The sequence below is a fragment of the Paenibacillus elgii NBRC 100335 genome, assembly GCF_004000865.1.
Lineage (GTDB): Bacteria > Bacillota > Bacilli > Paenibacillales > NBRC-103111 > Paenibacillus_G > Paenibacillus_G elgii.
Genome location: NZ_BIMB01000006.1, coordinates 49,580 through 64,226 on the forward strand (window position 1 = coordinate 49,580; position 14,647 = coordinate 64,226).

Sequence of the window (14,647 nt, forward strand, 5' to 3'; positions counted from 1 at the left end):
GGTGTGAATTCTATGTCATGTTATATAACACGACAGGAATTAACATATAATTACATAAATTAAAAAGGAGGAAGTCAGTCTTATGAAGTATAACAAGCTTCTCGTCCTCGCATCGGTTACAGCTATGCTTGGCACAACCGTTGCGGGTTGCTCGGGCAACGCAGATAACCAACAAGCGGGGGGCACAGACAATAAAAAAGCTCCGGCTCAAGAAATTAGAATCAACCTTGCGGCAGAACCGCCGGCAATCGACAGTTCCGTCGCAACGACGAACCCTTCCTTTACGATTCTTAACGCGGTGAACGAAGGTCTGTACCGTCTGGATGCAGAAGGCAAGCCGCAACCAGGTCTTGCGAAAGAGCTTCCGAAAATTTCTCCGGACGGTCTCGTATATACCATCACACTTCGCGACGGTTTGACATGGGCCGACGGCTCTCCGCTGAAAGCAAGCGATTTTGTATGGGCTTACCAACGTACGTTGGACCCGGCGACAAAAGCGAAATACGCAACGATGCTCTCCTGGATCAAAGGTGGCGTTGCATTGAATAAAGCGAAGCCGGAAGAAGTGGAAGCGAAGAAAGCCGAGCTGGGCGTAAAAGCAAAAGACGACAAAACGCTTGAAATTACGCTGGAAAGACCGGTTGCGTTCTTTACTGACCAATTGGCTATGCCGCTCTTCTTCCCGCAAAAACCGGATTTTGTCAAAGCGCAAGGCGACAAAAACGGCGCCGATGCCGACAAAATTATCGGTGCGGGTCCGTTCAAAATGGAAAAATGGGACCACGAGCAGCAAATCGTTCTCGTTAAAAACGACAAGTACTGGGATGCTGCAAACGTGAAGCTGAACAAAGTAACCGTCAACGTGGTGAAAGACGCCAACACGGCTCTTAACATGTACGAGACGGACCAAGTCGACCTGACGGAGCTTCGCGGCGAGCAGGCTAAAGCTTACCAAGGCAAGCCGGATTTGACGCTGAAGAAAGAGTTCGTAACGGGTTACCTGATGTTCCACAATTCGAAATTCCCGGCGTTTGCGAACGCGAAAATCCGCCAAGCTCTCGGCATGGCGATTGACCGCAAAGCTTACAACGAAGTTGTCAACGGCGGAACGTCCATTCCTTCGACAGGTCTGGTTCCGGTAACCGTTCTTGACGGCAACAAGCAGGAATTCCGTAAAGTAGCGGGTGATACTGAACCTGCTTTCGATGTGGCAAAAGCGAAGCAACTCATGGCTGAAGGCTTGAAAGAGCTGAACATGACTTCCTTGCCGAAATTCAAGCTGACGGCTGACGATACCGAAGGCGCGAAAAAGACGATTGAGTTCGTTCAAGCTCAATGGAAGCAGAACCTTGGGGTTGACGTTGACGGCGAGCCGCTGCCTTTCGCACTGCGCGTGAAAAACATGCAGGAGAACAACTTCGATGCTTTGTTCGCACTGTGGGGCGCCGACTACAACGATCCGATGACGTTCCTCGACATGTGGCTGTCCGACAACAAATCCTTCAACTATGTAGCATACAACAACAAAGCGTATGACGATTTGGTCAAAGGCGCCGACAAAGAAGTCGACTTGGCGAAACGTTCCAAAATGCTGGTTGATGCCGAGAAGCAGCTGATGGCTGATCTTCCGATTTCTCCGCTTTACTTCCGTACGAGACCTTACGCGAAGAAACCGAACGTAGAAGGCCTGATTTTGCCGCCTATGTCCAAAGAGTGGGAACTGAAGTGGGTTTCCATTAAGTAATCCGTTTCTCCCGATGAACTATAGTAAGTAGTGGCTGATTCGTCAACGAGGGGGCCGTTCTGATCTTTGGAACGGCTCCGATTTTTTCTGTACGCTTTGCCCTCTGTTCGGAGGAAGCGGAGCTGCTTCGCAAACATAGTCTTGCTTTGGAGCGGTCTATGCTTGCGAAGCAGTTCGGCTGTTTCCAATCGAGCCTTTTCGAGCCTTGCTGCTTGTCTTTTTTGAATTAGTTCAGGAGGTGTGCCATGCTTCGCTACTTGCTGCGTCGTCTGGTTTATATGGTAATTACCCTGTGGTTGGTTGTTTCCTTCACATTCGTGTTGATGAAAAACTTGCCAGGGGATCCGTTCGGGGAAGATTCGCAAAAATTGACGATTGAGCAAAGAAAACTGCTCTATGCTCAATACGGTTTGGATCAACCGATTTGGAAGCAGTACCTGAAATACATGAATAACGTGCTCCATGGCGATCTGGGCGTATCCTTCCAGTTCCCGACGCGTAAAGTCACGGATATTATTCATCAAGCGTTCCCGGCTTCGCTGGAGCTAGGTTTGTGGGCGCTCGCGATTGCCATTACGGTCGGATTGATTCTCGGTATTATTGCAGCTTTGAATCATAACAAAGGCCTTGATGTCACAGCGATGTTTACGGCAATTGTTGGTATTTCGATTCCGTCCTTCGTTCTTGGGCCTTTGCTGTCTTATTTTGTCGGAGTGAAGCTAGGCTGGCTGCCTCCGGGGATGTGGACGGGAGCATCATCCAGGATACTGCCTTCCATCGCCTTATCGTTCGGTACGATCGCCATTCTTGCCCGACTTATGCGGACATCCATGCTGGACGTGCTGAATCAGGATTATATCAAAACGGCGAAAGCCAAAGGGTTGTCCCAGTCGGCCATCGTTATTAAGCATACGATCCGTAATGCGATCCTTCCGGTTGTTACCGTGCTGGGTCCCGTATTTGTCGGTCTGATCACCGGTACGCTAATAGTAGAGCAAATTTTCGTCGTGCCGGGATTAGGGAAGCACTTTGTTCAATCCATTTATTCCAACGACTACACCATGATTACAGGATTGACCATTTTCTATGCGTTTATTCTTGTCATCGTGCTTTTTCTTACCGATGTTATCTACGGTTTCATCGACCCGCGCATCCGTTTGGTTAAGGGAGGTAGCAAGTAATGCAGATGTCCAAAGACCTGTTCCAGCCGGTTGTCCGAGAGCAAGTCGGCCGGGAAGCTGTCGTCCGCCCTTCCATGAACTACTGGCAGGATGCGTGGAGAAGGCTTAAGAAAAACAAGCTGGCCATGTTCGGCATGACAACGCTTGTCATCTTGATTTTGCTCGCTACGTTCGGACCGATTTTTTCGAGCCACGACTATGCGACGCAAAACTACGATATCAAAAACTTACCCCCTTCCGGAGCGCACTGGTTCGGAACCGACGATTTCGGCCGGGACTTGTGGGTGCGCGTATGGTGGGGAACGCGGATTTCCTTGGCAATCGGGATTATTGCCGCGCTGCTTGACCTCGTATTCGGCGTGATTTACGGGGGCGTTTCGGCCTACTACGGCGGCCGGGTAGACGATATTATGCAGCGTATTATCGAAATCATTCACTCCATCCCGTTTCTGCTGATCTCGATCTTGCTGATCATCGTTATCGGACCTGGTTTCATGACGATCATCATCGCCTATGCGATTACCGGCTGGGTGCCGATGGCGCGGCTGGTCCGCGGTCAAGTTCTGACCTTGAAGGAGCAAGAATATGTTCTTGCGGCCAGAACGCTGGGCGCAGGAGGCGCGCGCATTATTTTCCGCCATTTGGTACCAAATGCGCTTAGTTTGATCATCGTACAAATTACGTTTATCGTTCCTTCGGCTATTTTCGTCGAAGCGTTCCTGAGCTTTATCGGTCTCGGTATCCGCGTGCCGCTCGCTTCGCTCGGTTCGCTGTTGTCCGACGGAGCCAACTCGATCCGTTATTTCCCGCATCGGGTTATTTTCCCGACGATTGTTTTCAGCTTGATCCTGATGAGCTTCAACCTGCTCGGTGACGGCCTTCGCGATGCGCTCGATCCGAAGATGAGGAAGTAAGGAAGGTGCCCAAATCATGAGCAAAAATATATTGGAGGTTCGCGACCTCAAAGTATCGTTTCGCACCTATGCCGGTGAAGTGCAAGCCGTTCGCGGCGTTTCCTTCGACCTCAAAAAAGGGGAAGTGCTCGCCATCGTAGGCGAATCCGGCTGCGGCAAATCGGTTACGGCCCAAACGATTATGCGGCTCATTCCGACGCCTCCGAGCATGATCAAGAGCGGATCGATCAAATTCGACGGCAAAACGGAAATTACCAAAATTTCAAATAGAGAAATGGAAAAAATCCGCGGCTCCGAAATGGGGATGATTTTCCAGGACCCGATGACTTCGCTTAACCCGACGATGACGATCGGGAAACAGATCGCCGAAGGGCTCATTAAGCATCAGGGCTTAAGCGCAAGCGAGGCGCGGAAGCGTGCAGTTGAGATTTTGAAAATGGTCGGCATTTCCAATCCGGAAGGCCGGATCACTCAATATCCCCACGAATTTTCGGGCGGGATGCGCCAGCGCGTTATGATTGCCATCGCGCTTGCCTGCAATCCGAAACTGCTTATTGCCGACGAGCCGACAACGGCGCTTGACGTGACGATCCAGGCGCAAATTATCGAACTGATGAAGAAGCTGTCCGAGCAAACAGAAGCATCGATTATCGTCATTACGCATGACCTTGGGGTCGTTGCGGAAATGGCGCAGCGCGTCATCGTCATGTACGCCGGCAAAGTCGTGGAGCAGGGCACGGTAGATGAGCTGTTTTACGATTCGAAACATCCGTATACATGGGGCTTGCTTCGTTCCGTTCCGCGTCTGGACCAAGACAAGGACGGCGAATTGGTGCCGATTCCGGGAACACCGCCGGACTTGTTCGCCCCGCCGAAAGGCTGCGCTTTTGCAGCGCGTTGTCCTTACGCCATGAAAGCCTGTCTGGAAGTCGATCCTGAGCACACGAAGCTTTCCGAGACGCATTCGGCAGCCTGCTGGCTCCTGCATCCCGATGCGCCTAAAGTAGAGCGACCTGTAGAAGCTGGAGGTGCGGCACGATGAACGGCAATCCGATTTTGGAAGTACGCGATTTGCAAAAACACTTTCACTTGGGCGGCGGCAAGACGTTAAAAGCCGTTGACAAGCTTAATATTTCGATCGGCCGCGGCGAAACGTTCGGCTTGGTAGGCGAATCCGGCTGCGGTAAATCGACGGCCGGACGCACAATCATCCGTCTTTATGAAGCGACGGGTGGCGAAGTGCTGTTCAATGGCGAGAACGTGCATAAACTGCGCGGAAATAAGCTGCAAGAGTTCCGTCGTCATATGCAGATGGTGTTCCAAGATCCGTACGCTTCTTTGAACCCGCGTATGACGGTTGGCAACATTATTGCCGAAGGACTTGACATTCATGGTCTTGCCGACGGCAAACAGCGCAAGCAGCGCGTTAGCGAGCTGCTTAATGCGGTAGGTTTGAACGAGGAGCATGCGAGCCGTTTCCCGCACGAATTTTCGGGCGGACAGCGTCAGCGGATCGGCATTGCCCGGGCGCTGGCTATCGAGCCTCAGTTCATCATCGCGGATGAGCCGATCTCCGCGCTGGACGTATCCGTTCAGGCGCAGGTCGTCAACTTGTTCAAGAAGCTGCAAAAAGAGCGCGGTCTGACTTACTTGTTCATCGCGCACGATCTTGCGATGGTGAAGCACATTTCCGACCGTATCGGTGTTATGTATCTCGGCAAGCTGGTCGAGGTAACGACTTCCGAGGAGCTGTATGCGAATCCGCTGCATCCTTACACGCAATCGCTGTTGTCCGCGATCCCGATTCCGGACCCGGAAGTGGAGCGTACGCGCGAGCGGATCATTCTGGAAGGCGAAATTCCAAGCCCGCTGAACCCGCCGAGCGGTTGTCCGTTCCGTACACGCTGCCCGAAGGCGATGCCGGAATGCGCGGCAAGTATGCCGGAGTTTAAAGAAGTCCAACCCGGTCACTTTACGGCCTGCCATTTATATTAACCTTGAAAGCCTCTGCATGTGCAGGGGCTTTTTAACTATAATGAAACGATCCATATCAGTTCCCCCACCTTTTGACGATTTCCCGGATCACGTGTAAAATAGTAATGCTCATGTTATTTACAAACCAGAAGCAGCTTACATTTTAAAAGGAAGGGTGGCGGGCGGATTGCGGATAGAAATAATGCAGTGGGATTCCGGCCAACCTTTGGCAGGCGATTATTCGGACCGTTTCGAAAAAACAAGCGCGTTTTTCGATTACAATCCTTCGGATGCCGACTGTTGGGAGGCACGTGCGGCTTGGATCGACCGCGAGCGGATTCATGGAGCTGATCGCCAGCGGCTTGCGGAAACGCTGCGCCGGTTCAACGAACGGGCGGGGGCTTCGCCGGAAGCGCTGCGTTCGATCGAGCTGCTTAAGGATTCCCGTACGCTGTGTATCGTAGGAGGCCAGCAGGCTAGTTTGTTTACCGGACCGCTGCTCGTTATATACAAGGCGATTACGCTGATTCGGGCGGCTCGCGAAGCTTCGGAGAAGCTGGGCCGGCCGGTGGTGCCGGTATTTTGGATTGCCGGGGAGGATCATGATTTTGATGAAGTGAACCATGTGACGGTTCTGACGGCGGATCAGCAGCTCCAGAAGATCAAGCTGCAGCATCCGACCGGCTTACGCACCTCCGTCAGCCGGACGCCAATCTCGCCGGAGCAGTGGGGCGAGGCTCTGGCTGCTCTTGAGCAGACGCTTATGCCTACGGAGTTCAAGGACGGATTGATGGAAGCCCTGCGTTCGTCGACCGACGGGGCCGTCTCTTTGACGGACAGCTTTGCGCGCCTTCTCTCCGCTTGGTTTGGACGGGACGGCCTCGTACTGGTCGATTCGGACGATCCGGAGCTGCGGCGGATCGAAAGCCCGATGTTCCGCCTGCTGGCGGAGCAAAGCAACTCGATTAACGAAGCGCTGCTGCGGGGGCAAGACAAGCTGCGGGCAGCGGGATATGTACCGCAGGCGGAGGTTTCCGGCAATGGCGCGAACTTATTCGTCTTCGACGAACAAGGTGAGCGCATCCTGCTTTACGCGGATGGAGAGGGCGGTTACACGGACCGCAAGGGGGAACGCCGCTTCGGACGGGAGCAGCTTTTGCAATGGGCGGAGGAGGCCCCGGAGCGGCTGAGCAACAACGTGATGACGCGTCCTTTGATGCAGGACTATTTGTTCCCCGTACTTGGAACCGTATTGGGACCGTCGGAGATCGCTTATTGGGCGTTGACGCGCGAAGCGTTTCATACGGTGGGCATGCGGATGCCGATCGTTCTACCGCGTCTGGGCTTTACGCTTGTGGAAGGCACGATCCAGAAAAACATGCAGAAGTACGGGCTTGCCATCGACGATGCGCTATACCGCTTGGATGAGAAGCAGCAGGCTTGGCTTCGGGAGCAGGACCAGCTTCAATTGGATGCTCGCTTTGCCGAGGTGAAAGAGCAGTTTCGCGCCAGCTACGAGCCGTTGATCGGAGCGATGGCTGCCATCAATCCCGGGTTGCAAAAACTAGGCGAAACGAATCTGGGGAAAATTATCGAGCAAATCGATTTCTTGCAGCACAAAGCGGATGACGGGCTTCGTGCGCAATATGAGGCGGGGCTTCGGCAATTTGCCCGCATCGGGCTTTCCTTGCTGCCTGACGGCAAGCCGCAGGAACGGGTGTTCAATTCGCTGGCCTATTTGAACAAATACGGCGACGGTTGGATAAGGGAACTCGTGGAAGTACCTTTGCCACTGGACGGAATGCATCGTATATGTTACATGTAATAACGTAGAGAATTCATGATCCAAGGAGGACGTTACCGATGGCAAGTACGATCGACCGCAGCATTATCCGCGACATTGCGCTCGCGCCGGAAGGACATTTGAAGATCGATTGGGTGAACGCTCACATGCCGGTGCTTAACCGTATCCGCGAGCAGTTCGAGAAGGAGCAGCCGTTTAAAGGGCTGAAAGTCGCCATATCGCTTCACTTGGAAGCCAAAACGGCATACTTGGCCAAAGTGGTGCAGGCCGGCGGAGCTCAAGTAACCATTTGCGGCAGCAATCCGCTGTCCACACAGGACGACGTATGCGCGGCTTTGGTAGAGGACGGCATTACGGTATTTGCGAAGTACAATCCGGAGCCGAAGGAATATAAGGATCTGTTGATCAAGACACTTGAAACCGAGCCGGACTTGATCATTGACGACGGCGGAGATTTGGTGACTATTCTCCACTCCGAGCGCAAAGACCTGCTGAAGAACGTGCGCGGGGGCGCGGAAGAAACGACGACGGGCATCCTTCGCCTGAAATCGCTGGAGAAGGACGGCCAGCTTCAATTCCCGATGGTTGCGGTCAACGACGCATTCTGCAAATACTTGTTCGATAACCGTTACGGTACGGGCCAATCCGTTTGGGACGGCATCAACCGGACGACGAACCTTGTCGTTGCAGGGAAAACGGTCGTTGTTGTCGGCTACGGCTGGTGCGGCAAGGGCGTAGCCATGCGCGCCAAAGGACTCGGCGCCAACGTCATCGTGACGGAAATCGACGCGATCAAAGCGGTTGAAGCTTACATGGACGGCTTTGCGGTTATGCCGATGAGCGAAGCGGCCAAAGTGGGCGATTTCTTCGTAACGGTAACGGGGAACCGGGACGTCATCCGCGGGGAGCATTACAAAGTCATGAAGGACGGAGCCATCCTGTCCAACGCCGGTCACTTCGACGTGGAAGTAAACAAACCGGAGCTGGAGGCCTTGGCCGTGTCCGTACGTACGGTTCGCCGCAATATCGAGGAGTATACGCTTCAAGACGGCCGCAAATTTTACATCTTGGCCGAGGGACGTCTTGTCAACCTGGCTGCAGGCGACGGGCATCCGGCGGAAATTATGGACATGACGTTCGCGCTTCAGGCGATGTCCTTGAAGTACGTGAACGAGAACTACAAGCAAATCGGCCGCAAAGTCGTCAATGTGCCTTACGAGCTGGATGAGCAAGTGGCCCGCTTCAAGCTGGCTTCGCTCGGCATTGGCATCGACACGCTGACCGATGAGCAAAAAGCATACTTGGACAGCTGGGCGGAGCACTAATCCGCATTCGGCTATCGAATCTCTCTTTGATGCAGTAGCGTCAAGGGGAGATTTTTTTGTTTGGAGTTGTCATAAAATTGAAACAATGGAAACCCTCCTCGCGTCTAGAAAATAACGCAGCGTTCAGCGGCGTGGGATTCAGACAAAAGAAGGGGGAAGCAATATGCGAAAGGTAGGGGAAGGGGCTGCGCCGAAGCTGCGCTTGCTGCGGCTGATGCGTGGAGCCGGGGCGGTTCTGCTGCTGGCCGGATGGCTTGCAGGCTGCAATGCGGTTTCAACGGACTCGGAAAAGCTGGCTGTGGGCGATCAGAAAATGGCGCAAAATAGCGGGGCAAGTTCTGCCGGCTCAACCGGTGAGGCCGCTGATTCGAATGCGGTGAAGCCTGCCGCAGGCGCAAGCTTGACGGGGGAAACGGCGCCTGAGAAGACGGAGCCGTTCAGCCGCAAAATCATCTACAAAGCAAATTTGGTCATGCAGGTGGAAAAGTATCAAGAGGCGCAAGCCAAAATACAGGAGGCGGTCAAACAGTCGGACGGCTATATTTTACAGTTCAACGAGAACGCTTCCGGTTTGGAAAAAAGCGGTACGTTCGTCATCAAGGTGCCGGCGACCGGCTTCCAATCGCTGCTGGCGCTGCTTGAACAGATTCAGCCGACGCTGCAAAAAAACTTACAGGGTCAGGATGTGACGGAGGAATATGTCGATCTCGCCGCGCGTTTGAAGGCAAAGCAGGTCGTGGAGAACCGGCTGATCGCTTTTATGGAAAAAGCTGCGAAGACCGACGAACTGCTTGCTTTTTCCAGCGAGCTTGGCAAGGTTCAGGAAGAAATCGAGCGAATTAAAGGGCGTATGCGGTACTTGGAGCAAAACGTAGCCATGTCGACGATCGAGCTAAAGCTGACGCAGAAAAACAGCTCCGCCGAGGTTATTCAGGCGCGCGGTCAGGGGCCGTTAGGGCAGCGGGCGGCAGAAGCTCTTAGCGGAAGCATAGCGGTGTTGGGCTTTCTGCTTCAATGGACGTTCGTCTTTCTGGCGGGAGCGCTGCCGGTGATTCTGCTGCTGGTGTTGATCGGTATTCCCGTCTGGCTCCTACGCAAACGGCGCAAGGAGAAGCTGGCGGACATTCGTACGCGGCTGGCCGGGGATAACCCGCCGTCGAAAGCGCAGCCATCTGACCGTTTGTCCCTTCCGGAGCAAGCCGGAGAGAATGCGGAACCACCCCGGGAAAAAACAGAATAACCCGAAAAAAAATCCTGCGGTCGTCTCTTGACGAAGCAGGATTTTTTGTTAACGTGGCGAATCATTACTGTACAAGTGGTGGAAAGTGGGGTAAAGTGGAGGAAAGGGGGTGGCGAGTGGTGTTCATGGGGGAGTATCAACATACTGTTGACGAAAAAGGCCGGATGATCGTGCCGGCCAAGTTTCGCGAAGCCCTGGGAACATCATTCATCGTCACTCGCGGCCTGGACCAATGTTTATTCGTTTATCCCATGAACGAGTGGGCGGTGCTGGAGCAGAAGCTCAAAGCGCTGCCGCTCATGAAGTCTGATGCTCGCGCCTTTACCCGGTTTTTTTTCTCTGGCGCCACCGAATGCGAGCTGGACAAGCAGGGCAGGGTCAACCTGCCGAACAATCTGATCGAGCACGCCAAGCTGGAGAAAGATTGTGTCGTTATCGGCGTTTCTAATCGGGTGGAGATTTGGAGCAAGTCGATCTGGGAAAACTACTTCCAGCAATCGGAGGAATCGTTCGCCGAAATTGCGGAGAAACTGGTCGATTTTAACTTTGATCTATAACCCGGGAAAAGCCGGCGTAGGAGGAGCAGCGGGATGTTTCATCATGTGACCGTACTTAAGCAGGAAGCAGTGGAAGGATTACATATACAACCGGACGGCGTTTATGTCGATTGTACGCTTGGCGGAGCGGGGCACAGCTTCGAGATCGCTTCGCGTCTCGGACCGGAAGGCTTGCTTATCGCCTTCGATCAAGACGACGCGGCGCTTGCCAATGCGAGGGAGCGGCTCGCTCCGGTTATGGACCGGGTGAAGCTGGTCCGCAGCAACTTTCGCTATTTGGAGCGCGAGCTTGCCCAAGTGCCGCGCGCTTTGAGAGACGGCCGTCCACAGGTGGACGGGATTTTGTTCGATTTGGGCGTGTCGTCCCCGCAGCTCGACGAGGCTGACCGTGGCTTCAGCTACAATCATGACGCCGAACTGGACATGCGGATGGACCGGAAGGCTCTGCTGACAGCGAGAGACATCGTCAACGAATGGTCGGAGCAGGAGATTGCGCAAATTTTATTCGAGTATGGGGAAGAAAAGTTCTCTCGCCGCATCGCAGCGACCATAGCCGCGGCCCGAGCCAAGGCTCCGATCGAAACGACGGGGCAGCTTGTCGACTTGATCAAGGAATCGATTCCCGCGGCGGCGAGGCGTTCCGGACCGCATCCGGCCAAGCGCAGCTTTCAGGCGCTGCGGATCGCCGTAAACGACGAGCTCGGCGCCTTCGAGGACGCGCTGGAGCAGTCCATCCGCTGTCTGGCCCCGGGTGGCCGGGCGGCGGTCATTACCTTTCATTCGCTCGAAGACCGGATATGTAAACAAACGTTTGCCAAATATGTAGCCAAATGCACATGCCCGCCCGACTTTCCGATGTGCGTGTGCGGATCTGCCGGTATCGTTAAACTGGTGAACCGCAAGCCGATCGAAGCTGGAGCGGAAGAGCTCGAAGCGAATCCGCGCGCCCGCTCGGCCAAGTTGAGAATTGCGGAAAAACTGACGAACTGAGGGGGAAAGCATCTTGCCGGCTTATATCCAAGGGAATTTAGCAGTTGAGCAGCGGACCGAGAACAAAGTCAAAGTCAAGGAGACGAAAAAGATCGTATACCGGAACAAAACGTTGCCGGTACAAGAAAAGCTGCTCTATTTGTTTACGGTTGCCGTCTGCGTCGTCGTTGCGGGTGTGATCATCTGGCGTTATGCGCAAATTTACGAGATAAGCTCCAGCATTCAAACCTTTGAGAAGAAAATTGCCAATCTTGAAGCGGAGAATAGCATTCTTAAGCAAAAGGTAGACGCGCTCTCCGACCATCAGCGTCTTGAGGAAGAAGCCCGCAGCCGCGGCTACAGCGTAGCCGATCCGAATCAGACGAAGCCGTCGGGAACCGGGAAGACGTCGGGGACCTCAGGGCAAAGCGTCGCTTCCAAAAAAACAAAGGATCAACCCTGATCTGTCCGTTGGAATAGGGAGGATATACGATGACAAAAAAGGTAAAATTGCGTTCGTTAATCATCGGAGGGGGGTTCACCCTCCTTTTTGTTGTTCTGATAACCCGTGTTTATTGGGTGCAAGTCGTGGAAGGCGCCAAATTAGTTGCGGAGGTTAAAGAAAATCAGTGGTCTAAGGAGAAGGAAATTCTGCCGGTCCGCGGCAGTATTTTGGACCGGAACGGCAAGGTGCTTGCGGAAGATTCCCCGGCGTTTACGCTGGCTCTGGTTCCCCGGATGATTAAAGATAACAACAATCAGGAAGAAGTTGTAAAAGGTCTGGCGGCGATTCTGGCGACTTCCGGCGATCCGACCGGCGTCACGGCGTTGGAAGACAAAATACGCAAGCGTTTTGAAGCCAAGCGGGAATGGACGCCTACGGATCAGATCGAAATTCGCAACGAAGGCTGGAAGATCGACTCGGAGAAGGCCGATAAAATCAATCAACTCGTTAAAGATCTGCAGGCCAAGCTGCCAAAAAAGAACACGCCGATCGGTATTGTACTTTTGCCTGAGATTAAGCGGTTTTACCCGGCTGGCCAGCTTGCTGCCCATCTGATCGGCTATAGTAACAAGGAAGGCAAGCCGGTGATGGGGATTGAAGCGCAGCTCGACAACTATTTGAAAGGTGTTCCGGGCTTTCTGAATTACGAGAAAGACCGCTATGGCGTTGAGTTGACGGGTTCGAAGAGCCGATATCAGCCTGCGGTGAACGGCAGCAACGTGCAGCTGACCATCGATAAAAACATTCAATTCTACATCGAGAATGCGCTGCAGAAGACGTACGACAAGTGGCATCCGAAAAGTCTTACCGCGATCGCGGTCGATCCGAAGACGATGGAAATTCTTGGGCTTGCGAACATGCCGACGTTCAACCCGAACAAATACGGCGAAACGAAAAATCAATCGGATTTCATCAATCATGCCGTCGCCTCGCAATATGAACCGGGCTCGACGTTCAAGATTGTTACCCTGGCGGCAGCGGTGCAGGAAGGCGTGTTTTTTCCGGAAGACAAATATCAGTCCGGCAAAATCATCGTAGCGGACCGTGAGCTGCACGACCATAACGTCGTCGGTTGGGGCAGAATTTCGTACCTTGAGGGGCTGAAACGTTCAAGTAACGTAGCGTTCGTGAAGCTTGGTCTCGAGAAGCTTGGGCCGGACAAGCTGCGCCAGTATATCGATAATTTTGGATTCGGCGCCAAGACGGGCGTCGATATCCCCGGTGAAGTTGCGGGCCGGGTCAAAATGCAGTATGCGCCGGAGTACGCAACGGCGACCTACGGTCAAGGGTTAACCAGCACCATGATCCAGCAAACAGCGGCTTACGCTGCGATTGCAAACGGCGGCAAGCTGATGTGGCCGCATGTCATCAAGCAGATCACGAACCCGGATACGGGCGAAGTCGTCGAGAAGTACGACCCCAAGGTTATCCGCAATGTCGTAACGCCGGAGACGGCAAAACAGGTTGGCGAATATTTGGAGCAGGTCGTGTCGGACCAGGAAAAAGGAACGGGACGCAAGGCATATATCGAGGGCTACCGGGTAGCAGGCAAGACCGGTACCGCTAACTTCGTGCTGCCGGGTCAAGTCAAATATGCTGAAGGACGATGGATGGTTTCCTTCATCGGCTACGCGCCTCTGGAGGACCCGCAAATCTTGGTAGCGATTATGGCGGACGATCCCGATCTCGGCGGCAATTATCATTTGGGGAGCGATGTAACCGCCCCGGCTTTTAAAGAAATCGTATCGCAAACGCTGCGGTATATGGGCATTGCGCCGAGCACCACCGTGCAGCAGACCTCCCAGCCGACGGAGAAAGCGCCGCAGGGCCAAATGCCGGATCTGACAGGCCAATCGCTGGACGATGCCAAATCGGCGATGAACAAATTCGGCGTTTCCGTCGAGCCGATCGGTCAAGGACCGAAGGTCATCGCCCAATCTCCTCTGCCAGGTACCGAAATCGGCGGGGCGCAGCGAATGTATGTACTGATGCAGGAAGGCGAGGATGTTCCGGTGCCTAACATGTCCGGGAAATCGCTTCGCGATGCGCTGGAGGTATGCTCCTTCCTCAAAGTACGCTGCCAATCGACCGGCGAAGGGTATGTGTCGGATCAGTCACTGGAAGGCTCCGGCGATTCGCGCGTGCTCACTCTGCAGCTGAAATCGTATAAGGAGCTGCAGGAAACTGCGGTAGCCGGCAAGACGGACAAATCCGACAAGTCGGATAAATCGGGCAAATCCGATAAAACGGCGAAGGCGGATTCCTCCTCGGCCAAGACGACGGGCGACAGCGGAAAGTCGGGCACAAGCAAGAAAAATACTGACTCTGTCAAGCAAACCCCCGACGGCGGGTCCAAAAAAACGGCATCGGCGCAGCCATAGCTTGTTCTAACCCCTGGTTGTCCTGAATAGGGATGATATGAAACGATTCTCTT

General features: G+C 53.8%; 12 protein-coding genes. All 12 read left to right on the forward strand.

Features of this window, described 5'->3' with window-relative positions; translation table 11 throughout:
* Positions 1-82 precede the first annotated feature (82 nt).
* The 12 genes from PEL01S_RS06510 (at position 83) to PEL01S_RS06565 (ending at position 14,594) form a co-directional block, all read left to right on the forward strand.
* Complete coding sequence (locus tag PEL01S_RS06510) at positions 83-1,744, forward strand: peptide ABC transporter substrate-binding protein (protein WP_127459764.1); 1,662 nt, start codon at positions 83-85, stop codon at positions 1,742-1,744.
* 245 nt (positions 1,745-1,989) lie between these two features.
* Positions 1,990-2,925: an ABC transporter permease gene (locus PEL01S_RS06515; RefSeq protein WP_063184256.1), complete on the forward strand. Its 936-nt coding sequence runs from the start codon at positions 1,990-1,992 to the stop codon at positions 2,923-2,925.
* Positions 2,925-3,839 (forward strand): ABC transporter permease, encoded by a 915-nt coding sequence (locus PEL01S_RS06520; RefSeq protein WP_063184255.1) that lies wholly within the window; start codon positions 2,925-2,927, stop codon positions 3,837-3,839. Before PEL01S_RS06515 ends, PEL01S_RS06520 begins: the two co-directional genes overlap by 1 nt.
* Positions 3,840-3,855: 16 nt before the next feature.
* Positions 3,856-4,881, forward strand: coding sequence for an ABC transporter ATP-binding protein (locus PEL01S_RS06525; RefSeq protein WP_063184254.1), 1,026 nt, complete (start codon positions 3,856-3,858; stop codon positions 4,879-4,881).
* A complete protein-coding gene (locus PEL01S_RS06530) occupies positions 4,878-5,834 on the forward strand; it encodes an ABC transporter ATP-binding protein (RefSeq protein WP_010491906.1) in 957 nt (318 codons plus the stop codon). Before PEL01S_RS06525 ends, PEL01S_RS06530 begins: the two co-directional genes overlap by 4 nt.
* Before the next feature lie 166 nt (positions 5,835-6,000).
* Entirely contained in the window at positions 6,001-7,638 is a 1,638-nt protein-coding gene (gene bshC, locus PEL01S_RS06535; RefSeq protein ID WP_127459765.1) for a bacillithiol biosynthesis cysteine-adding enzyme BshC, read from the forward strand.
* Positions 7,639-7,676: 38 nt separating this feature from the next.
* Positions 7,677-8,942 carry an adenosylhomocysteinase gene (locus PEL01S_RS06540; RefSeq protein ID WP_127459766.1) on the forward strand — a complete coding sequence of 422 codons (1,266 nt, stop codon included), beginning with the start codon at positions 7,677-7,679 and terminating at the stop codon, positions 8,940-8,942.
* 163 nt (positions 8,943-9,105) lie between these two features.
* Positions 9,106-10,182: a DUF4349 domain-containing protein gene (locus PEL01S_RS06545; RefSeq protein WP_127459767.1), complete on the forward strand. Its 1,077-nt coding sequence runs from the start codon at positions 9,106-9,108 to the stop codon at positions 10,180-10,182.
* A gap of 119 nt (positions 10,183-10,301) precedes the next feature.
* Complete coding sequence (mraZ, locus tag PEL01S_RS06550; RefSeq protein WP_010491914.1) at positions 10,302-10,739, forward strand: division/cell wall cluster transcriptional repressor MraZ; 438 nt, start codon at positions 10,302-10,304, stop codon at positions 10,737-10,739.
* Positions 10,740-10,772: 33 nt separating this feature from the next.
* On the forward strand, positions 10,773-11,729 hold the full coding sequence (gene rsmH / locus PEL01S_RS06555) for a 16S rRNA (cytosine(1402)-N(4))-methyltransferase RsmH (RefSeq protein WP_127459768.1): 957 nt from the start codon (positions 10,773-10,775) through the stop codon (positions 11,727-11,729).
* 13 nt (positions 11,730-11,742) lie between these two features.
* The gene (gene ftsL / locus PEL01S_RS06560; protein WP_127459769.1) at positions 11,743-12,171 is read left to right on the forward strand and encodes a cell division protein FtsL; all 429 of its coding nucleotides are present in this window, start codon (positions 11,743-11,745) and stop codon (positions 12,169-12,171) included.
* A 29-nt stretch (positions 12,172-12,200) separates the two neighbouring features.
* Complete coding sequence (locus tag PEL01S_RS06565; protein WP_127459770.1) at positions 12,201-14,594, forward strand: penicillin-binding transpeptidase domain-containing protein; 2,394 nt, start codon at positions 12,201-12,203, stop codon at positions 14,592-14,594.
* Positions 14,595-14,647 lie beyond the last annotated feature (53 nt).

Coding starts and splice junctions, on each gene's coding strand:
- PEL01S_RS06530 (WP_010491906.1), top strand. CDS start 4,878: ATGAACGGCAATCCGATTTTGGAAGTACGCGATTTGCAAAAACACTTT.
- PEL01S_RS06515 (WP_063184256.1), top strand. CDS start 1,990: ATGCTTCGCTACTTGCTGCGTCGTCTGGTTTATATGGTAATTACCCTG.
- PEL01S_RS06545 (WP_127459767.1), top strand. CDS start 9,106: ATGCGAAAGGTAGGGGAAGGGGCTGCGCCGAAGCTGCGCTTGCTGCGG.
- PEL01S_RS06540 (WP_127459766.1), top strand. CDS start 7,677: ATGGCAAGTACGATCGACCGCAGCATTATCCGCGACATTGCGCTCGCG.
- rsmH (WP_127459768.1), top strand. CDS start 10,773: ATGTTTCATCATGTGACCGTACTTAAGCAGGAAGCAGTGGAAGGATTA.
- PEL01S_RS06565 (WP_127459770.1), top strand. CDS start 12,201: ATGACAAAAAAGGTAAAATTGCGTTCGTTAATCATCGGAGGGGGGTTC.
- PEL01S_RS06525 (WP_063184254.1), top strand. CDS start 3,856: ATGAGCAAAAATATATTGGAGGTTCGCGACCTCAAAGTATCGTTTCGC.
- PEL01S_RS06520 (WP_063184255.1), top strand. CDS start 2,925: ATGCAGATGTCCAAAGACCTGTTCCAGCCGGTTGTCCGAGAGCAAGTC.
- PEL01S_RS06510 (WP_127459764.1), top strand. CDS start 83: ATGAAGTATAACAAGCTTCTCGTCCTCGCATCGGTTACAGCTATGCTT.